The 21,479-nt window shown below is 63.0% G+C and carries 14 protein-coding genes; 2 read left to right on the forward strand and 12 right to left on the reverse strand.

Going from position 1 to position 21,479, the window contains the following annotated elements; all coding sequences use genetic code 11:
• Window positions 1-140 precede the first annotated feature (140 nt).
• Together treS and glgB are read left to right on the forward strand one after the other, a co-directional pair.
• Complete coding sequence (gene treS, locus AC0R79_RS14490) at window positions 141-3,482, forward strand: maltose alpha-D-glucosyltransferase (RefSeq protein ID WP_474735029.1); 3,342 nt, start codon at window positions 141-143, stop codon at window positions 3,480-3,482.
• A 2-nt stretch (window positions 3,483-3,484) separates the two neighbouring features.
• Window positions 3,485-5,725 (forward strand): 1,4-alpha-glucan branching protein GlgB, encoded by a 2,241-nt coding sequence (gene glgB / locus AC0R79_RS14495; protein WP_474735031.1) that lies wholly within the window; start codon window positions 3,485-3,487, stop codon window positions 5,723-5,725.
• Between the two features lie 144 nt (window positions 5,726-5,869).
• Here the strand turns inward: glgB and AC0R79_RS14500 are convergent, their stop codons facing one another.
• The 12 genes from AC0R79_RS14500 to treZ form a co-directional block, all read right to left on the reverse strand.
• Window positions 5,870-6,940 (reverse strand): autotransporter outer membrane beta-barrel domain-containing protein, encoded by a 1,071-nt coding sequence (locus AC0R79_RS14500; protein ID WP_474735032.1) that lies wholly within the window; start codon window positions 6,938-6,940, stop codon window positions 5,870-5,872.
• A 390-nt stretch (window positions 6,941-7,330) separates the two neighbouring features.
• Window positions 7,331-8,128: an endonuclease/exonuclease/phosphatase family protein gene (locus AC0R79_RS14505; protein ID WP_474735034.1), complete on the reverse strand. Its 798-nt coding sequence runs from the start codon at window positions 8,126-8,128 to the stop codon at window positions 7,331-7,333.
• A 91-nt stretch (window positions 8,129-8,219) separates the two neighbouring features.
• On the reverse strand, window positions 8,220-8,981 hold the full coding sequence (locus AC0R79_RS14510) for a PIG-L deacetylase family protein (RefSeq protein ID WP_127798005.1): 762 nt from the start codon (window positions 8,979-8,981) through the stop codon (window positions 8,220-8,222).
• Window positions 8,982-9,164: 183 nt separating this feature from the next.
• On the reverse strand, window positions 9,165-9,824 hold the full coding sequence (locus tag AC0R79_RS14515; protein WP_127798006.1) for a glycosyltransferase family 2 protein: 660 nt from the start codon (window positions 9,822-9,824) through the stop codon (window positions 9,165-9,167).
• The gene (locus tag AC0R79_RS14520; protein WP_474735035.1) at window positions 9,821-10,420 is read right to left on the reverse strand and encodes a class I SAM-dependent methyltransferase; all 600 of its coding nucleotides are present in this window, start codon (window positions 10,418-10,420) and stop codon (window positions 9,821-9,823) included. Before AC0R79_RS14520 ends, AC0R79_RS14515 begins: the two co-directional genes overlap by 4 nt.
• 10 nt (window positions 10,421-10,430) lie before the next feature.
• Complete coding sequence (locus AC0R79_RS14525) at window positions 10,431-11,189, reverse strand: PIG-L deacetylase family protein (protein ID WP_474735037.1); 759 nt, start codon at window positions 11,187-11,189, stop codon at window positions 10,431-10,433.
• The gene (locus tag AC0R79_RS14530; RefSeq protein WP_474735039.1) at window positions 11,186-12,184 is read right to left on the reverse strand and encodes an acyl-CoA dehydrogenase family protein; all 999 of its coding nucleotides are present in this window, start codon (window positions 12,182-12,184) and stop codon (window positions 11,186-11,188) included. Before AC0R79_RS14530 ends, AC0R79_RS14525 begins: the two co-directional genes overlap by 4 nt.
• Before the next feature lies 1 nt (window position 12,185).
• Window positions 12,186-14,345 carry a glycogen debranching protein GlgX gene (gene glgX / locus AC0R79_RS14535; protein ID WP_127798010.1) on the reverse strand — a complete coding sequence of 720 codons (2,160 nt, stop codon included), beginning with the start codon at window positions 14,343-14,345 and terminating at the stop codon, window positions 12,186-12,188.
• 107 nt (window positions 14,346-14,452) lie between these two features.
• Window positions 14,453-14,785 (reverse strand): DUF2934 domain-containing protein, encoded by a 333-nt coding sequence (locus AC0R79_RS14540; protein WP_127798011.1) that lies wholly within the window; start codon window positions 14,783-14,785, stop codon window positions 14,453-14,455.
• Between the two features lie 29 nt (window positions 14,786-14,814).
• The gene (locus AC0R79_RS14545; RefSeq protein ID WP_474735041.1) at window positions 14,815-17,589 is read right to left on the reverse strand and encodes a malto-oligosyltrehalose synthase; all 2,775 of its coding nucleotides are present in this window, start codon (window positions 17,587-17,589) and stop codon (window positions 14,815-14,817) included.
• Complete coding sequence (gene malQ / locus AC0R79_RS14550; protein ID WP_474735043.1) at window positions 17,586-19,664, reverse strand: 4-alpha-glucanotransferase; 2,079 nt, start codon at window positions 19,662-19,664, stop codon at window positions 17,586-17,588. Before malQ ends, AC0R79_RS14545 begins: the two co-directional genes overlap by 4 nt.
• The gene (gene treZ / locus AC0R79_RS14555; protein ID WP_474735044.1) at window positions 19,661-21,463 is read right to left on the reverse strand and encodes a malto-oligosyltrehalose trehalohydrolase; all 1,803 of its coding nucleotides are present in this window, start codon (window positions 21,461-21,463) and stop codon (window positions 19,661-19,663) included. Before treZ ends, malQ begins: the two co-directional genes overlap by 4 nt.
• Between the last annotated feature and the right edge of the window lie 16 nt (window positions 21,464-21,479).

Raw genomic sequence — 21,479 nt, forward strand, 5'->3', positions numbered from 1 at the left:
CCACGCTCTGCGTGGGAATGCCGCCATGGACGCTCTGCGTCCGCCTTTGGGACGCAGAGCGTCCCGGTATGCATTCCCACGCGGAGCGTGGGAACGATCAGTAGCAGGTTTGGCTTCAACGAATTGAACAGGAGTTTCACATGGCGAAGAAACCCAAGGCAGCCACCTTCATCAAGGATCCGCTCTGGTACAAGGACGCGGTTATCTATCAAGTTCACGTCAAATCCTTTTTCGACTCCAACAACGACGGGATCGGCGACTTTCCCGGCCTGATCGCCAAACTCGATTACATCGCCGAACTCGGCGTCAACACTATCTGGCTATTGCCGTTCTACCCCTCGCCACGTCGCGACGACGGTTACGACATCGCCGAATACCGTGGCGTGCACAGCGATTACGGGACGATGGCCGATGCCAAGCGGTTTATTGCCGAGGCGCATAAACGCGGGTTGCGGGTGATTACCGAGCTGGTGATCAACCACACCTCGGATCAGCACCCGTGGTTCCAGCGTGCGCGCAAGGCCAAGCCCGGTTCGGCGGCGCGGGACTTCTATGTGTGGTCGGATGACGACCAGAAATACGACGGCACCCGGATCATTTTCCTCGACACCGAAAAATCCAACTGGACCTGGGACCCGGTTGCCGGCCAGTACTTCTGGCACCGCTTCTATTCGCACCAGCCAGATCTGAACTTCGACAACCCGCAAGTCATGAAAGCCGTGCTGTCGGTGATGCGCTACTGGCTGGACATGGGTATCGACGGCCTGCGCCTGGATGCGATTCCGTACCTGATCGAACGTGACGGCACCAACAACGAAAACCTTCCGGAAACCCATGACGTCCTCAAGCAGATCCGCGCCGAGATCGACGCCAACTACCCGGATCGCATGCTGCTCGCCGAAGCCAACCAATGGCCGGAAGACACCCAGCTGTACTTCGGCGACACCGACGCCGAGGGTGTGAATGGCGATGAATGCCACATGGCGTTCCACTTTCCGCTGATGCCGCGCATGTACATGGCGCTGGCCCAGGAAGATCGCTTCCCGATCACCGACATCCTGCGCCAGACTCCGGAGATCCCGGCCAATTGCCAATGGGCGATCTTCCTGCGCAACCACGATGAGCTGACGCTGGAAATGGTCACCGACAAGGAGCGCGACTACCTGTGGAACTACTACGCCGCTGACCGCCGCGCCCGGATCAACCTCGGCATTCGCCGGCGTCTGGCGCCGTTGATGGAGCGCGATCGCCGTCGTATCGAGCTGCTAAACAGCCTGCTGCTGTCGATGCCCGGCACGCCGACTCTGTATTACGGCGATGAAATTGGCATGGGCGACAACATCTACCTCGGCGACCGCGACGGCGTGCGCACCCCGATGCAATGGTCGATCGATCGCAACGGCGGATTCTCCCGCGCCGATCCGGCCAGTCTGGTGCTGCCGCCGATCATGGATCCGCAGTACGGCTATCAGTCGGTCAACGTCGAAACCCAGGCCGGCGATCCGCATTCGCTGCTGAACTGGACCCGGCGCCTGCTGACCGTGCGCAAGCAATCCAAGGCGTTCGGTCGCGGCACGCTGAAGATGCTGTCGCCGGCCAACCGTCGCGTGCTGGCCTACACCCGCGAATACACCGGACCGGACGGCAAGCACGAAACTATCCTGTGCGTGGCCAACGTGTCGCGCAGCGCGCAAGCGGTGGAGCTCGACCTGTCGGCCTACGTCGGCATGGTGCCGGTGGAAATGCTCGGCGGTAACGCGTTCCCGCCCATCGGCCAGTTGAGTTTCCTGCTGACCCTGCCGCCTTACGGTTTCTACTGGTTCGGTCTGGCGGCGGAAAACCAGATGCCGAGCTGGCACGTTGAGCCGGCGCAGAGCCTGCCGGACTTCACCACGCTGGTGCTGAAAAAGCGCATGGAAGAACTGCTCGAAGCGCCTTCCCGGGCCACCCTCGAACAGGCGATCCTGCCGAGCTGGCTGCAAAACCGCCGCTGGTTCGCCGGCAAGGACGCCGCCATCGATCAGGTCAAACTGGCTTATGGCGTGCGCTTCGGCGACGCGCAGCATCCGGTGCTGTTCAGCGAAATCGAAGTGCAGAGCGGCGGGCAGACCAGCCGTTATCAATTGCCGTTCGGCTTCATTGCCGAAGATCAGGTCGGGCCGGCGTTGCCGCAACAACTGGCCTTGGCCCGAGTGCGTCGAGTGCGTCAGGTCGGGTTGATTACCGACGCCTTCAGTCTTGAAGCGTTTATTCGCGCGGTGCTCGAAGGCATGCAGGGCGGGACGGTACTGGAATCCAGTGAGGGCGAGATCCGTTTCGAGGCAACGCCGCAACTGGAAAAACTCGGCCTCGGTGCGGAATCCGAAGTGCGCTATCTGTCCGCCGAGCAATCCAACAGTTCGGTGGTGATCGGCAACAGTCTGGTGCTCAAGCTGATCCGCAAAGTCGCGTCCGGCGTACACCCGGAACTGGAGATGAGCGCTTACCTGACCGCGGCCGGATTTGCCAATATCTCACCGCTGCTCGGTTCGGTGATTCGCCGGGACGGGAAGGGCGAAGACAACCTGCTGATGATTGCGCAGGGTTATCTGAGCAATCAGGGCGATGCCTGGGAATGGACGCAGAACAACCTCGAACGGGCGCTGCGCGACGAGCTGGCAGACGCCGTGTCCGAGCAGGCGCAGCACTACAACGCCCTGGGTGAACTGAAGGATTTCGCCGGCATGCTCGGCCAGCGTCTGGGGGAAATGCATCAGGTGCTGGCAGCGCCGAGCGACAGCAAGGACTTCGCGCCACAGGTCAGTTCGGCCAAGGATGCTCAGGCGACGGGCAAAGATGTCGCGGCGCAGGTCGAGCATGCGCTGAAGTTGCTCAAGCAGCATCAGGGCGAGCTCGACGCGGCGGATCAGAAGCTTGTTGCTCGGTTGCTCGACAACAAGAAAACCATTCTTGCCCACGTGCAGGAACTGGCGAAGCAATCCGCTGGCGGCCTGCGGATCCGCGTGCACGGCGACCTGCATTTGGGGCAGGTGCTGGTGATCAAGGGTGACGCGTACCTGATCGACTTCGAAGGCGAACCGGCGCGGCCATTGGCCGAACGCCGAGGCAAGCACAGTCCGTACAAGGACGTCAGCGGGGTGCTGCGTTCCTTCGATTACGCAGCGGCCATGGCCCTGAATGTGCACAACGTCGACAACAGCCCCGAGGCCGAAGCCGCGCGTCGGCGGGTCACCGAGCGTTACCTGCGTGAAGCCCGGGAAGCATTTCTCCAGGCATATCGCCAAGCGGCAGCTAGTCTTGATCATGCTTGGCAAGATCCTGAAGGTGCCGACGCCGCACTGGCGTTGTTCGGTCTGGAGAAAGCGGCCTACGAAGTGGCCTATGAAGCCGAAAATCGCCCCACCTGGCTGCCCGTGCCGCTGCACGGTCTGTATGGGTTATTGACGGGGCTCAAACCCTTTTCCGATCTTGGTGGAGAGTAGTCATGAGTTTCTCGAACAGGGAACAGGGTCACGCTAAAGAAAGATTGCTGCCCACTGCAAAAGACATTGATGCCTTGGTGCGCGCAGAACATCACGACCCGTTTTCCATTCTTGGCCCCCACGGCGATGGCGCCGGCGGGCAGTTCATCCGGGCGTATCTGCCCGGCGCGTTGAGTGTTTCTGTCGTCGATAAAAACAGTGGCGAAGAGCTCGGTCCGCTGGAGGCCACCGAAACGCCGGGGCTGTTTGTCGGGCATTTCGAAGGCTCACGGCCGTACCTGTTGCGCACCCGCTGGGCCGGTGGTGAACAGGTCGCGGAAGATCCCTACAGCTTTGGTCAGTTGCTCGGTGAAATGGACTTGTATCTGTTCGCCGAAGGCAATCACCGCGACCTCAGCAGCTGCCTCGGCGCGCAGCTGAAAACCGTCGATGGCGTCGACGGTGTGCGCTTTGCCGTGTGGGCGCCGAATGCCCGGCGGGTGTCGGTGGTCGGCGATTTCAACGTCTGGGACGGCCGGCGGCATCCGATGCGCCTGCGGCATCCATCTGGCGTGTGGGAATTGTTCATTCCGCGCTTGCAGGCGGGGGAGCTGTACAAGTACGAAATCCTCGGCGCCCACGGCATCCTGCCGCTCAAGGCCGACCCGATGGCGCTGGCCACTAGCCTGCCGCCGGACACCGCGTCGAAAGTCGCCTCGCCGTTGCAGATCGACTGGCAGGATCAGGACTGGATGAGCAGCCGTCGCGAGCGCCAGCAACACAATGCGCCGCTGTCGATCTATGAATTGCACGCTGGATCCTGGCAATGCGAACTCGACGATCTCGGTGAAGTGGCGCGCCAGTACACTTGGCCGGAGCTGGCCGAGCGTTTGATTCCGTATGTGAAGGAACTGGGTTTCACCCATATCGAACTGATGCCGATCATGGAGCACCCGTTCGGCGGTTCCTGGGGTTATCAGTTGCTGTCGCAATTCGCCCCGAGCGCCCGTTACGGCACGCCGGATGAATTCGCGGCGTTCATCAACGCCTGCCATCAGGCCGATATCGGGGTGATTCTCGACTGGGTTCCGGCGCATTTCCCGACCGATACTCACGGTCTGGCGCAGTTCGACGGCACGGCGCTGTACGAATATGGCAACCCGCTGGAAGGCTTCCATCAGGATTGGGACACGCTGATCTACAACCTCGGCCGCACCGAAGTGCACGGCTACATGCTGGCGTCGGCGCTGCACTGGCTGAAGCATTTCCACGTCGATGGCCTGCGAGTCGATGCGGTGGCGTCGATGCTCTATCGCGATTATTCGCGCAAGGCCGGCGAGTGGGTGCCGAACCGCCATGGCGGTCGCGAGAACCTGGAAGCCATCGACTTCCTGCGGCACTTGAACGATGTAGTGGAGCTGGAAGCACCGGGCGCGCTGGTGATCGCCGAGGAATCCACGGCGTGGCCGGGCGTCAGCCAGAGCACCCAGCAGGGCGGTCTCGGGTTTGCCTATAAATGGAACATGGGCTGGATGCATGATTCGCTGCATTACATCCAGCAGGATCCGGTGTACCGCGCCCATCACCACAACGAGTTGAGTTTCGGTCTGGTCTACGCCTGGTCCGAGCGTTTCATCCTGCCGATTTCCCACGACGAAGTGGTGCACGGCAAGCATTCGCTGATCGACAAGATGCCCGGCGACCGCTGGCAGAAGTTCGCCAACCTGCGGGCGTATCTGAGCTTCATGTGGACCCATCCGGGCAAGAAGCTGTTGTTCATGGGCTGCGAGTTCGGCCAGTGGCGCGAGTGGAATCACGATCAGCAACTCGATTGGTATCTGCTGCAATACTCGGAGCACAAAGGCGTGCAGAAACTGGTCGGCGACCTCAACCGGCTCTACCGCGAAGAGCCGGCGCTGCACGAGCAGGACGATGCGCCGCAAGGCTTCCAGTGGTTGATCGGTGACGATGCGATCAACAGCGTTTACGCATGGCTGCGCTGGAGCAAGGATGGAACGCCGGTGCTGGTGGTGGCCAACTTTACCCCGGTGCCACGTCAGTCGTATCGGGTGGGCGTGCCGTTTGCCGGGCGCTGGAAGGAATTGCTCAACAGTGATGCCGACACCTATGCCGGTTCCAATTATGGCAACGGCGGCGGGGCGTTCACCGAAGAGGTGGCGAGCCATGGGCAGGCGTTGTCGCTGGAACTGAATTTGCCGCCGTTGGCGGTGTTGATCCTTAAACCCGAAGGCCCAAGCGCGTAACGGATCGCCACGACGTAGATCGTTCCCACGCTCCGCGTGGGAATGCCTCTAGGGACGCTCCGCGTTCCAGCTCCGGAAGGGACGCGGAGCGTCCTGGGCTGCATTCCCACGCGGAGCGTGGGAACGATCATCTGAGGCTTGTCTTCACCACCGCATCCGAATGCCGAGGCTGCCAATCAACCCGTTCAGGTCATTGTCATCCACGTCGCTGCTGTAATCGGCGCTGACGTACAGGCTCACGCTCGGCGTCATTCGCGCCACCAGCCCCAGTCCGACTTCAACGGTCGAGGATTTGCGGCTGCTGCTGATCTTGTCCACTTGATCCAGCGTTACCGTGTTGCCGGTGTACACCGTGTGCCACAAGTTCGTGCGCACGTAGGGTTCGACCGGCAGGCCGTTCAGATCGTAGCTCCCTTTCAAGCGTGCACCGACCCGGCCGCTCCACGATGAAATGTCGCTGGAGGACGCATTGCCCGAGCCCGCGTAGGGCGTGTCCAGGGTGATGCGCTGGTTGATCAATTGCGCTTGCGGTTCAACCACCCAGTTTTCACCCAGACCGATCGGGAATCCGCCTTCCACCGACAGCGTCATTGCGCTGCCCTCGGTGGCCAGGCGTGCGCCTTGCTCGTTACGGCTGAAACCGCTGACCCGGCCGCCACTGGCCGACAGGTCGACGTGCCAGCCCTGCGGGCCGATCAGGCTGTAGTAAGCGCCCAGGCTCTGGCCTTGCAGGTTGAGGGTGTCGGTGTTCGGGTCGGCGAGGGCGCGGCTGGTGATCAGGCCGTTGCTGTTGCCCTGAATCTGATTGACCCCGCCGATCAGGCCGACCTGCTGGATGTGGCCGCTGCTGCTTTTCAGGGTCAGTACGGCGGGCCCCTTGAAGTCGCCGGTGCCGGGCATCGCGAAGCCCGGGCTGAGGACGTCGGTTTGTGCCTGGCGGGAGGTCGCTCCGTAAAGCTGATCCCAGGCCGAGGGCGCGAGGTCTTCGGTGATCAGATGTGTTCCGCGCAGATCCGGCTGTGGGCTCAGCCGTTGCGGGCCCGGGGTCACGACCGTGGCGGGGAGGGTCATGACGGGAATGTCCTGGCGATACCAGGGCGTCGCCTCGTCCGCCACAGGACCCGCCTGCGCCTCCATGGACGAGCACAGCAAGATAGAACTTGAAACGGTGCAGAACGTGACTTTGATCTCTTGTGAGGTGAGTGAGGTTTTCATGGAGTTCTACCTTGCTAGCGCATGTGATATCTCGCCTTGGCGTCTCTCCTACCCCGAACGAGGGGCGACCGAATGGAGCGAGGCGAGCCCGTGGCCGCTCGTTTTGACGAGTGACCTGAGGTTCGCCCCGAGTAGTATTTCCGGGGGTAGTAAGGTAGAGCTAAGAAGACCCGAGCCCTTGCGTCAAGAAATTGGACGATGAGCGGTCGGGTCAAAACAGATGATGCAAGTTTCTGTTTTTGCGCATTTATCTAAGTGCTTGTTTGTAGAGCCAATGGCTGTGAAACCCGCAAGGCAGAGACGTTTTATAGCCGACAGTCGGTCTGCGAAACCGAATGTGGCAATCGGTTTCGCAGCGCTTTGTGGGTGAAGACAGCTGTCAGTATCGCGCTACAAATGCACTTCAACCGCCAGCGGCAAATGATCCGAGAGATGCGTCCAGGGCTTGTTGCCGAGGATCTGCGGGTCGTGGCTACTGGCATTGCGCAGATAAACCCGATCCAGTCGCAGCAACGGGAACCGCGCGGGGTAGGTCTTGGCCGGGCGGCCGTGATGACGTTCGAAGGCTTCGTGCAGGTAGTCGCGGCGGGCGAGGGCGACGTTGCCCTGCAACTGCCAGTCATTGAAGTCGCCGGCGATGATCACCGGCGCATCGTCCGGCAGCGATTCGAGCAACTGGCAGAGCAGCTGCAACTGCAATTGCCGATGGCTTTCGAGCAGGCTCAGGTGCACGCAGATGGCATGCACTTCGGCATGCCCCGGCACATCCAGGACGCAGTGCAACAGCCCGCGCCGTTCCGGGCCGGTGATCGAGACGTCGAGGTTGCGGTATTCGCGGATCGGGTATTTCGACAACAGGGCGTTGCCGTGATGGCCATCGGGGTACACCGCATTGCGGCCGTAGGCAAAATCGCTCCACATGCTGTCGGCAAGGAATTCGTACTGCGAGGTTTGCGGCCATTCGTTGTAGCGGCTGGAATGCCGCTCGTGTTCGCCCACCACTTCCTGCAGAAACACCAGATCGGCCGAGGTGCTGCGCACCGCTTCACGCAGTTCCGGAAGGATGAAACGTCGATTGAGCGCGGTGAAACCCTTGTGCGTATTGACCGTCAGCACCCGCAGGCGATGGATGGCGGACGGGGTCGAGGTCTGTGCGTCGACGGCATGACGCTTGGGATCGCCGGACACGTTCACTCCTCTGAATCATGACTGCCTGTTCATGCGACTGATCCGGGCGCGGGCAGTTCACTTTGAGTGGCTGCCCGCGCCCGACGGGTCGTCAGTCGACGAAGACGATCTCGTAGGGCAGGCGCATGCGCTCCAGAATCGACTTGGGCAGCAGCGGCGCGATACCGATCGCCGGTTCGCCATTGAGCTGGCTGGCGTAGGCGTGGGTGGCGTGGCTCTTGCGCGCGACGGTCCAGGTGTCGAGGCGCAGCTTGCGTGCGCGATGCCACGGGATCTGCGCCTGATCCCGTTCCGGCCAGTGCCAGGCCCAGACCGGCACATCGTGGTAGGTCGCGCCGATTTGTTGTGCCGCTTTGGCGCTAGCCCGGCCGACCACTTCATGATCGGCGGTGCCGTCCTCGCACCAGGTGCTGAACACCACGTCGCCGGGGCGCAGGTAGCGGGCAATGAAATCGGTCAGTTGGGTTTCCTGGTCGAGCAGGGCTTTGTCGGTGAAACCGCCGCGCACCCATTTCAGGCTGTGCATCGGCAGGCCCAGACGGCGCAAGGCTTCGACGCTTTCCTGCGGGCGGAACACGCTCAGGCGTTTCTCCGACCACTGGCGCGAGCCCGGATGACTGGCGCTGCCATCGGTGATCGACAGCAGTTGCAAGGGATGGCCGAGGCTGGAAAGCAGTTGCAGCAGGCCGCCGCAGGTCACCACTTCATCGCCGGGGTGCGGGGCGATGACCACGGCGCGGGCACCGGGTGGCACCAGAGTGTGAGTGTTGATGACGGGAATGTTGTCGAGCTGCGGGGCGCTGTTCCAGATCTGCGCCGGCAGGCCGCTCTCGCTGAGGGATAACGGTTTCATGAGTGATACGTCCTTGTTGTGTCTCGCCCTCAGTCGCCCAAACGCTGGTGATACCAGGTGTGTTCGACCCGTGAAGGCTGGTGGATAGCCCTGCAGCGCTCCGAACCCTGGATTGCTGCGCAGCAGAGTATTGCTCAAGACGGGCGGTTCGTCGCGTCACAGATCAACCTGATCCGCTTTTTTTTATTCAGTCTGTGCCAGCTGTCGCAGATAGTCGCCAAAACCACCGCGTGCGCGACTGTCCAGACGGGCGCTGGTGATGACTTGCGGGCGATGGCTCCAGGCGATGCTGGCCCCTGAACGCTCGAGTTGACGCACCAGCTGCACGTCCTCATCACAGGACAGCGGCTCGAAGCCGCCGGCGCGAACATAAGCTTGCGCGCTGACGCCCAGGTTGGCGCCATGGATGTGCCGGTGACCTTCGCAGGCCCGGTAGTCACGGTGATAGCGAATCTGCGCCGCTTCATCGAATCCGTCATGCCATCGGTCAACGGTCACCGTGCCGCACACGGCATCGGTACCCAGCCCCAATTGCGCCACCAGCCAGTCTTCGGCAACGCGGCTGTCGGCGTCCGAGCAGGAAATCCAGCGCGCACCGCGCTCAAGCAATTGTTGTGCGCCAATCGCGCGAGCCTGGCCGACATTGCGCGCTTCGATGCTCAAAGCTTGCACCGGATACTGGCTGACGATGTGCGCCGAACGATCGGTGCAACTGTCCAGCACCACCAGGATTTCCACTGGTTCACCCGCCAGCATGGGATGCCCGCCAGCCCGTAAAGCTGCGTGCAGACAGTCATCGAGCCATTCTTCTTCGTTGTGCGCAGGAATCAGGATGCCAATCATCGCAACCCCTCCAGCGCGGCCACCGAGCGGGGTTCGCGGCTCCAGACTTCCAGCAGGAAATCCGCTTCCTGATGCAGGACCAATCGCGGCAGGTGCAACTGTTCGTGAATCAGGTCGTGAACCTGTCGGGCATTGAGCGGGCAATCTTCGATGGGCGGGCGCCAGTGACAGGCCAGCAATTGCCCGTCCGCCGTCAATGAATCGCTGATGCGACGGACGACCTCTGTCAGATCCTGTCGATCGAGGTAGTAGCCGATTTCGCTGAAGACGATCAGGTCGAATTTTTCCTCAGGCCAGTCGCCCGGCAAGCGACCTTGCCGCACCTCGGCGTGGTCGAACAGGCTCAGCCGGGTACGCGCCAGATTGGCTGCGGCGGCGTTGGTGTCGCAGCACAACAGCCGGTCGCAGCGTTCGGCCAGTGCTGCACTCAGTTCACCGTTGGCGCACCCGGGCTCGAAGATGGCCCGGTAGTGCGGCCGGGGCAGGGCCGCCAGGGTCACGAGGCGTTTGCGCTGCTCGTACCAGCGCTGGCGGAAGCCCCAGGGGTCGTTATTGCCTCTGAACAGGCCTTCGAAGTAGCGATCCTCGACACTCATAGAAACATACTCATAGGAAGATCAGCTCGAATGGTTGCAGCAGTCGATCGATGACATACGGTTTGAGCACTGGAGCCAGGCCGGCTTCGGGATCGCCTTCCAGCTGGCTGGCGAACGCATGCACCGCATGACGCTTGCGCGCAACCTGCGCCGGGCTGAGCAGGATTTTGCGCGCCCGCTCCCACGGCACGATGGCGTCTTCGGGCGTTGCCCAGTGCCAGGTCCAAACCGGCAGTTCGTGGCAAATCGCACCTACACGGCGCGCCGCCTCGACGCTGGCGCGGCCGACGGCTTCGTGGTCGCTGTGGCCGTCTTCGCGCCAGGTGGTGAAGATCACGTCGTCGGGTTGCAGGTAGCGGGTCAGGTATTCGCACAGCATCGACTCGCGCGCGGCGACCTGGGTGTCGGGGAAACCGCCGCGCAGCCACTGCAACTGGTGCATCGGCAGGCCGAGACGGCGCAGGGCTTCGGCGGATTCCTGCGGGCGCACCACACTCAGACGCTGCACCGGCCAGCGATCCGAGCCCGGATGACTGGCGCTGCCATCGGTGACCGAAATCAGTTGCAGGGTACGTCCCGCCTCGGCGAGACGTTGCAACAGTCCGCCGCAACCGAGCACTTCATCGTCCGGATGTGGAGCAATCACCACGGCCCGCGATCCCGGCGGTACCAGATCCAGAATGTCGATGCTGTCCACCGCCGCCAGATGCCGTGAGCCTTGCCATTCCTGCAGGGAAGTTCCTTCGCCGACGATCGGATTGCGTTTCATAGGGCCCAACCCTCGCGCGGTTGTTGCGCAATCAGTTGCCCCAGTGCTGCCAGATCACGTTCGGCGTGGCTCTGGCGCAGATAAACCGGCAAGTCGGCCGCCAGACGGGCAAAGTGCGGATCCTTGCAGAACGGCCCGGCGCCGAGGGCCCGACCGGTCTCGCGGATCACCTGTTCGGCGGCATCCTCGACCACCGCGCGTACGCGGCGGGCCAGCAATTCGGCGTTGCTGTGGGGGTTGCTGTCGATGTCCAGAGCGCTGACGCGCAGCGCTTGAGCTGCACCGTGCAAGGCACAGTCGACGGCGCCGAGACTGGCCAGCGCGTGGGGCTCTTCACGTCGCGCACATTGCTGGCGCAAGCGCTCGCCGATCTCCCTCGCGGCGCCGTACCAGCACGCAGCGATTCCGATCCCGCCGTGCCAGAAACCCGGACGTTGCAGATAGTCGCCGGGGTCGCCGATCGCCTGGGCCTCGACATCATCGAACAGCACCTCGACGCTGCCGGTGGCGGCCATGCCGACCGCTTGCCAGCCTTGATCGGTCACGGTCACGCCCGGTTGATCGAGGGCCACGGCCACCAGTTGCTGACGATCATCCTCATCCCACGCCGTGAGCAGGGCATGGCTGAGTACCGCCGCCCCGGAGCACCAGGCCTTGCGCCCGTTCAGCCGCACCAGTTGCCCCGAACGGCTGACCCGAACCCGCGCCTGCGGTGGTTCGGCTGCCCACGTGCCCCACGTGCTGCCCGGCGTCGGCGAACCACCGAGTTGCTCGATGATCGCCAGCGCATCGGTATGGCCTTCGTAGAGTTTGCACAGCCCCAGATCATGCCCGCCGACCTCGGACAGCCGTTGCCAGCGCTCCAGCGTACGACCGCTTCCCGGCAATGGCAGACGGTCGAGGCCGGCCTCGACCATTTCCCGCAGGCACGTGCCGAGGGCAGCCGTGTCGCGGTAATCCGGGGTGTGCCGTGAGAGATAGCCGGGCAAGTCCATGTCAGTCCTCTTCTTCGCGTTGCAGTTCGAACAGCAGCAGCGAGCGCCCGGTGACCGAGTACTCGTGGCCGAACGTGAAGCGTTCCTGCCCCCGAATCGATGGCTGGTTGGTGTCGATCATGCAGGTCCAGAAACTGCCTTCAGGCACTTCCGGCAAAGTGAAGTTGACGATGTCGTGATGGGCGTTCACCACCAGCAGCAGCGTGGCGTCGGCGCCCTTGCGGCGAATTCCGGTTTCCTGGGCGCGGCCGTCGAGCAACATGCCCATGCAGCGGTTGTGCGCGTCATGCCAATGCTCGGTGGTCATCTCGGTGGCGTCCGGCGCAAGCCAGGTGACGTCCTTCACGCCGATGTCCTCGTTGTATTCGCCGACCAGAAAACGCCCGCGCCGCAGGATCGGGTAGGCCAGGCGCAACTTGATCAGGCGTTTGACGAATTTCAGCAGCGCCTTGCCGTCCTCGCTCAGGTCCCAGTTGACCCAGCCGATCTCGCTGTCCTGGCAGTAGGCGTTGTTGTTGCCGTCCTGGGTGCGGGCGAATTCGTCGCCGGCCACCAGCATCGGCGTGCCTTGGGACAGCAGCAAGGTGGCGAAGAAGTTGCGCATCTGCCGGTGGCGCAGCGCATTGATTTCCGGATCGTCGGTGGGGCCTTCGACGCCGTGGTTCCAGGACAGGTTGTTGTTGCTGCCGTCCTGATTGTTTTCGTCGTTGGCCTCGTTGTGCTTGTCGTTGTAGGACACCAGATCGTTGAGGGTGAAGCCGTCGTGGGCGGTGACGAAATTCACCGACGAATAAGGCCGGCGACCGCGCTGATTGAACATTTCCCCGGAGGCGGTCATGCGGCTGGCGAAGTCGGCGAGCTGGCCGTCGTCGCCTTTCCAGAAGGCGCGCACGGTGTCGCGGAACTTGTCGTTCCACTCGACCCAGCCCGGCGGGAAGTTGCCCACCTGATAGCCGCCGGGGCCGCAGTCCCAAGGCTCGGCGATCATTTTCACCTGACGCAGCACCGGGTCCTGACGGCAGGCCACAAGGAAGCTGTGACGCTCGTCGAAACCGTCGTGATAGCGACCGAGGATGGTCGCCAGATCGAAACGGAAGCCGTCGACGTGCATTTCGCTGGCCCAGTAGCGCAGCGAGTCGGTGACCATTTGCAGCACGCACGGGTGGCTCAAATCGAGGGTGTTACCTGTTCCGGAATCGTTGATGTAGAAGCGCTTGTCGTCCGGCATCAAGCGGTAGTACGAGGCGTTGTCGATCCCGCGCATCGACAGGGTCGGGCCTTGCTCGTTGCCCTCGGCGGTGTGATTGTAGACCACGTCGAGAATCACTTCGAGATTGGCGTCGTGCAGGTGCGCGACCATTTCCTTGAACTCGGCAATCTTGCCGCTGGCCAGGTAGCGCGGGTCCGGGGCGAAAAACGCGATGCTGTTGTAGCCCCAGTAATTGGTCATGCCTTTGTGCAGCAGGTGCTGGTCGTTGACGAAGGCGTGGATCGGCAGCAATTCGACGGTCGACACGCCGAGTTTGCGGATGTGTTCCAGCACATCGTCGACCATCAAACCGGCAAACGTCCCGCGCACGTTCTCCGGCACCGAAGGGTGGCGCATGCTGATGCCGCGCACATGGGTCTCATAAATGATGGTCTTGTCCCACGGCACGCTGACGCGATGGTCGTGGCCCCAGGTGTGCGCCGGGTCGATGACTTTGCACTTGGGGACGAAGGGCGCGCTGTCGCGCTCGTCGAAACTGAGGTCGGCATCCGGGTGGCCGATGGTGTAGCCGAACAGCGCTTCGGACCATTTCAGCTGGCCGACCAGTTGTTTGGCGTACGGGTCGATCAGCAATTTGTTGTGGTTGAAGCGGTGGCCGTTGGCCGGGTCGTACGGGCCGTAGACGCGGTAGCCGTAAATCAGCCCCGGATGCGCATCGGGCAGGTAGCCGTGGTAGATCTCGTCGGTGTATTCCGGCAGCTCGATGCGTTCGAGTTCGACTTCGCCGGCATCGTCGAAAATGCACAGTTCGACCCGGGTGGCGTTGGCGGAAAACAGCGCGAAGTTCACCCCCAGACCATCCCAGGTCGCGCCGAGCGGGAAGGGCAGGCCTTCACGGATGCGCGAGGGTTCGGCGTGCGCGGCGGGCTCGGCTTTCTTTGGACGGGTCATAGGTGCTCCTGCAAAAAATCGGGGATGGGCATTTTTCGAGGACGAGTGCGCCCTCGGTGGCGGGCGAACCCGCCACACGGTTATTCAAATCAATGGTTCGGGGAGCGTCAGACCGCTGGCGGCTTGCGCGGCGCGCGGGGCTTTTTCTCGGCGGCTTTTTCGCCCGGGGGAATGACCTTGGCGGCACTGGCTGGCTTGGCCTTGGCCGTCGTGGCCTTGGGCTTGGCGGCGGGCGCCTTGCCATCGACAGCTTTACTGGTGGCGGTCTTGCCGGCGGTTTTGCTGCCGGCAGCCTTGGGCGATTTTTTTGGTGCCAGCGCCTCGGATTCGGCCAGTTTGCGCGCCATCTCCCAGTGGCGCGCTTCCTGGCCTTCGGGTTTACCTTCGGATTCCCAGATCTGATAGGCGAATTCGCGGATGCGTTTATCGTCGGTACTCATCGCAATGCTCCTGGACTGAACTCATGCTGCTAGACGTGTTGGATAAGCAGATTGACCGGGAAATCCCCCAGCGCGGCGCTGACGTGCAGCTCCCTGTTTTTTGTGACTGCGGTGCTCGAAAAAAGTCCCTTCAGATTTTCGTCAGAGGCGTCGAACGGTAAAACCACCCGTGTATCGCCCCAGCGCAGCGCATCGACCATGGGTAGGGCACTGTTTTCCAGCAGTGTTGCGCAACGGATCGGCACGATCACGATGACCCGTTGCCCCCCATGCTCGCGGGCAAACGCGAGCACGTTGTGCGCCTGGCTGCCCAGCACCTCGAGGGCCTGGTACGAACCGCGGCGGAACAATTCGCTGTGTTCGGTGCGCACCTGCAGCACCTGGGCGATCAAGGCCTGCTTGATTCGCCCGTCACGCCAACCCGGCAACAGTTCTTCTGCGGGCGTCGCCGTCAGGGTCTGTTCGCGCAGGCCGTAGTCCACCGGCCGGCGGTTGTCCGGATCGACCAGACTGAAATCCCAATACTCGTTGCCCTGATAAAGATCCGGTACACCCGGCACCGTCATGCGCAGCAAGGTTTGCGCCAGACCGTTAAGGGCCCCGGCCGCAGCGATGCTGTTGACGGTCTTGGCCAGCGCCCCGCGCAGCAGTTCGCCTTCGGGGGCCAGCAGCAATTGTTCGGTGAACGCTTGAGCGGCGTTTTCGTAAGCCTCGTTCGGCGCACTCCAGCTGCTTTGCAGCTTGGCTTCGCGCAGGGCTTTCTGCTGCCACTGCCAGACACGTTTGGCGTAGTCGGCGAAACCGGCCTGATCGTCGTCGCGCAGGTCCAGCGGCCAACTGCCGAGCAGCGCCTGATAGAGGATCAATTCGTCCGCCGACGACGGCAGCTGATCGTCATGGCGCAGCGGCCGGGCGAGGGCGCGCCACAGCTCGATCTGTTCGGCGTACCAGTGGCTGCGTTCGCTGAGCACAGCCAGCCGCGCGCGGGTGTCTTCGCCGCGTTTGTGGTCGTGGGTGGCGGTGGCCAGCAGGTTGTCGGGAAAGCTCGCCAGACGTTGCTGGTTCACCGCGTGAAAGTCGCTGACCGGCGCGCTGAACTGCTCGGTGTTGTAGCCGACGTCATTGCGCGACAGCAGCACCGCCGAGCGATACAGCGCGGTGTCTTCCACCGCTTTGGCGGCGGCCGGCGAGGTGAGTTGCTGAAAGCGTACGCAGGCATGCTTGAGGATCTTGCGCGAACGGCCACGGGGTTTGCGCCGCCACGGCTGGCCACCGAGCCAGCCGGCTACGGAGTCCAGCACTGGCCAATCGGCTTCGCTTAATGTCTGTCGCGCACCGTCCATGGCCCGCTGGAAAAATACCTCGTCCCGCGCCGAGCGGCCCATCGGGGTGATGTAGGTGCGATAGACCGGGAAGTGCACGATCAGCGCCTGCAACACCCGGCGGATCGAGCCGAGCGTGAGATCGCGGGTCATCAGGTCATCGCGCGCCACTTGCAGCAGGGCCTGGGCGACGCTTTCGCAATCGCTGGCCAGCGAGCCGTTGAGGATCTGTTGGCGCGCCAGTTGCGCTTCTTCGATAAACGCCGAGGGGCGTTCGGTGCGGCGTTTCCACAAATCGCCGAGCACATGTTCGCCGTCCGGATCGTGTTGCAGCAGTGACAGCTGGTTCATGAATTCATAACCGGTGCTGCCGTCCACGGACCAGTCGGTGGGCAGGGTTTCGCCATCGCCAAGAATCTTCTCGACGTAGATCGGCAAGTGCCGGCCCGGTGCCAGGTGGTCGAGGCGGCGGCGCAGTTTGCGGCAGTAGCTGCGCGGGTCGGCGAGGCCGTCGATGTGGTCGATGCGCAGGCCGTCGATCAGGCCTTCGCCGATCAACTGGAAAATCTTGCCGTGAGTGGCCTCGAACACCGCCGGGCGCTCGACGCGCAAACCGCCGAGTTCGTTGATGTCGAAGAACCGCCGCCAGTTGATGTCATCCGCCGCCGTGCGCCAGCTCGCCAGGCGGTAGCTTTGCCGCTCCAGCAATTGATGCAGGCGCTGAAAACCTTCTTCGGTCTTCGAGTCGTAGTGGGTCAGGTTGCGCTGGATAGCCTCGAGGATCTGCGAGTCGCTGGCTAGTTGCTGGAGTTCTTCCTTGAGCGGGATGGCCAGCGAGCGGGCGTCGGTCTGATAACTGAGCGCGCTGAAGCGGTCGGCGACGGCCTTGAGCGCCTCGTTCGGGGCGTCATCGGATTTGAGCAGTTCGCCGTAATCGCCCGGGCAGATCGGGAAGTGATGTTCGTAATGCTCGACGTGGAAGGTGCCGCTCTCGGCGTTGAACACCAGCGGCAGGGTCGCATCCTGTAGCGCGACGCCGTAATCGCTGCCGAGAAATGGCAGCAGCAACTGGCCTTCCATCAACGGGTCGGGCGAGTGCCACTGAATGTCGAAGAACTCGCCGTAGGGGCTGAGTCGACCCCATTCCAGAAGATCGAGCCACCACGGGTTGTCGCCGCCACCGACGGCCATGTGATTGGAGACGATGTCGAGGATCAGCCCCATGCCGTGTTCGCGCAGGCTGGCGACCAGACGACGCAAGGCCGGCTCGCCGCCGAGTTCCGGATTGACCCGGGTCGGATCGACCACATCGTAGCCATGCATCGAGCCCGCGCGGGCGGCGAGCAGCGGCGAGGCGTAAATGTGGCTGATGCCGAGTCGAGAGAAATACGGCACCAGCGGCACGGCCTGATCAAGGGTAAAACCGCGATGAAATTGCAGGCGGACCGTGGCCCGCAGTGTCTGGATAGGCAATGCACTCATCGGTCACGCTCGGCTGCCTGAAGACGCGCACAAGCCAGCAGTTCCAGGCGTCGTGCGGCGTCGACGCCGTCGAGCAGCGCCTCGCTGGTACCCGGCAAGCGCCGTGACCAGTTCGGGTGGGTGTCGATGGTGCCGGGCAGGTTGGCCTGTTCGTCGAGCCCCAGCGCATCTTCCAGTGGCAGCAGCACCAGCGGCGCCCGGGTGTGGCCGAGGAAACGCACAGCGGCGTCGACCACCTGATCGGCCTCGTGGGATTCCTCGCGGAAGTTTTGCGGGTCCTGACTCAAGGCGCCGCGCAGGCCTTCACGCTCGCGTTCGCGGTAACGGCGCCAGTCGATTTCGCCGTTGGCGTCTATCAGTCCCAGTCGCGCATTCCAGTCGATGTCCCGGCCATGCCACCAACCGTTCAGTGTCGGCAGATCGTGGGTGCTGGTGGTGGCCAGCGCATTGTCCGGCCAGTCGAGGATTGGTTTGAAATGAGTGTTGTCCTGTTCGAACAACAACACGCGCATGCCGAGCATGGCACGGGCGATGAGTTTTTCCCGCAGGCCATCGGGTACGGTGCCGAGGTCTTCGCCGAGCACGATCGCTTGATGGCGATGAGATTCGAGGGTCAGCAGACGCAACAGGTCATCCACCGGGTAATACAGGTAGGCGCCGTCTGCCGGGACCGCGCCGTTGGGGATCACCCACAACCGTTGCAGACCCATGACGTGGTCGATGCGCAGCCCGCCGGCGTGGGCGAAGTTGGCGCGCAGCATGTCGATGAACGCGCGAAAACCGTTGCGCACCAGGCCTTCAGGCGAGAACGCAGAAATGCCCCAGCCCTGGCCCGACCGATTGAGGATGTCCGGCGGCGCGCCGACGGTCAGCGAGGCCAGCAGTTCGTCCTGAAAGCTCCAGGCCTGGCTGCCCGCGCCGTCGGCACCCACCGCCAGATCGGCGATCAGGCCGATGCCCATGCCGGCGCTGCGGGCGGCGGTCTGGGCGCGTTCGAGGCAGCGGTGGATCAACCACTGGCAGAACGCGAAGTAACTGATGCGCTCGGCGTATTCTTCGGCAAACGCGCCAAGGGCGGCGCCGCGCGGGTCGTGCCAGTGTTCCGGCCATTGGCGCCAGTCGAGGTTTTCGCCACGGGCGGCGCGCATTTCCTGAATGGCTTCGAAGCGGCAGTGGTTTTCCAGCGCTTCACCGCCGGCATCGCGGAAGCTGGAGAAGTCGGCATGCAACGGGTGCTCGCCGCTGATGAAGCCGTCGTACAGGGCTTGCAGCAGTTTCAGTTTGGCTTCGGCGGCTTTCGGCCAGTCGATCAGTTTCAGGTTTTCCAGTTGCTCGAACTGATCGGTCAGGCCGGCCGCGTCAATCGCATCGCGCAGCGCATGCTCGCCGAGGATCGCACCGGGTGCGGCGTACAACGAATTGAGAAACAGCCGACTGGACGGCGAGTAAGGGCTGTAGCGCCCGGTGTCGGCGCTGAACATCGCGTGCAGCGGGCTGATCGCCAACGCATCGGCGCCGCGTTCGCCGGCCACCCGGGCCAGTTCTTCCAGGGCCTGGGTGTCGCCGAAACCGCCATCGCCGGGGCGGCGCAGGCCATAAAGCTGCACGCTCAGGCCCCACGCGCGCGGGATCGGGCTGTCCACCGCGTCACCCACGCTGAAGCAGCGTTCCGGTGCCACGGCCAGGGTGAATTGCTGATCGGCGATGTGCACTTGCTGATAGCCGACCGGAATCTCGCCGGGCAACACGGCCTCGGCATCCAGCTTGAGGCTCAGGCGTGAGCCGTCTTCAAGGTGAATCTCGCAAGGGGTTTCGGGTTCGAAATAGCGGGCCAGATCCAGGCCCACGCCGGCGTCTGCGGTGAGCAGCGGCGGCAGATGGCGATTTTCCTGCACCTGTTGCAGTTCGAGCAGGCTGGCGTCGATTTCCTGGGCCGTTCCGGCCGGGTGACCGAGACCGGTCAGAACATTGCGCAGCACCGCCGGGGCGACTTTTTGCGGTCGGCCGTTGGCGTCGATCCAGTCGACGGCAAGGCCGGCTCGGCTGGCGAGAATTTCCAGTTGCGCATCGCTCATAGGCGCTCTCCATCCAGGGGTGGCAAAGGGGTTGCGGCCGTGAGGCTGACGAGCGCGCAATACGGGGGCAGTTGCCCCTCATCCGACAGGCCGGCGGGGGACGGCTGGCGGAACAGCCACACCGAATCAGCCTGTGGAAGGTTGACCACTGGCGTATCGCTGAGGTTCAGGTCGATTCGCAGCTCGCTGCCATCGCCCAGCCGCCAGCGCGCGCTGACGGCGCCAGGCCCCAGCACTTGGGCGCCAAGCGCTTGTGTGCCGGACAGGTTGGGAATGATGTATTGATGGCGCAATTGCAGAAGCTGGCGATACAGCGCCAGTGTTGCCCGTTGCCGGGGTGTGCCGCTGCCGATCAGTCGCGGTTGCGAGGCGTGAAAGGTTTGCTCGGCGTTCGGGTCGGGAATCTGCTCGCGCTTGTGCGGATCGGAGAAAGCACTGAAAGCTGCAAACTCATTGCGCCGACCTTCGCGCACCAGCTTCGCCAGTTCGCCATGGTGGCTGGTGAAAAACAGGAACGGCTGTTCGGCGGCGTATTCGTCGCCCATGAACATCAGGGGAATCATCGGCGACAGCAACAGCAGCGCTGTCGCAGCCTCCACCGCGCGCGGGTCGGCCAATTGATGCAGGCGTTCGCCGAAGGCGCGGTTGCCGATCTGGTCGTGGTTCTGCAGGAATAGCACGAACGCGGTTAAGGGCAGATGCTCGCTTGGCTCGCCGCGGGGTTCGCCGTGGCGGGTGATATGCCCCTGAAACACGAAACCCTGGCTCAGGCAGCGGGCCAGTTGTTCTGTGGGTTGCAGCGCATAGTCCGCGTAATAGGCGTCAGTTTCACCGGTCAGCAACACGTGCAGGGCATTGTGGCCGTCGTCGTTCCACTGCGCGTCGTAGTTTTCTTCCAGCAGGCTCGACTGGTTGAGTTCATTTTCGATGGTCAGCCACACATGGCGGGTCGGGTCGATCTGCTGACGGATGCGATGTGCGAGTTCAGGCAGAAAATCGGGGCTTTGTATGGCGTGCACCGCGTCCAGACGCAGGCCGTCGAAACGGTATTCCAGCAGCCACATCAAGGCGTTTTCGACGAAGAAGTCCCGCACTTCGCGACGGCGAAAGTCGATGGCCGCGCCCCATGGCGTGTGTTTGTCTTCGCGGAAAAAGCCTTTGGCGTAGCGATGCAGGTAATTGCCGTCGGGGCCGAAGTGGTTGTAGACCACGTCGAGAATCACTGCCAGGCCATAACCGTGGGCGCTGTCGATAAGGTGTTTGAGTTGTTCCGGCGTGCCGTAACTGGCCTGCGGCGCGTAATGCAGCACGCCGTCGTAGCCCCAGTTGCGATCGCCGGGAAACTGCGCGATCGGCATCAGTTCAATGGCGGTGATGCCCAGTCCGGCCAGACGTGCCAGATGCTGCTCGACTTCGGCAAACCCGCCGAGCGCACCGACATGCAATTCGTAGATCACCGCTTCGTTCCACGGCCGACCTTGCCAGGTGGTGTTGCGCCAGGAATAGAGGTGCGGATCGACCACCACGCTGTGGCGGTCGAGGTCACCGTCCTGCGCCCTGGAGGCCGGGTCGGGCACCTCCAGTTCGCCATCGATGTTGAAACGGTAGCGGCTGCCGGCAGGGCAGCGGGTCTTGATGACAAACCAGCCATCGCCCTGGGGCAGCATGGGCAGGGACTGGCCGTTGTCCAACTCGACGCTGACGTAAAACGCATCCGGCGCCCACAACGCGAATTGCGTGTGGTCGGCATCCAGCATGATCGCGCCGTGGGGCCAGCTTTCAGGTGTCCGTGACGGCATCGTTAAAAACCTCCCT

It is taken from the genome of Pseudomonas sp. HD57-3 (genome assembly GCF_056113135.1).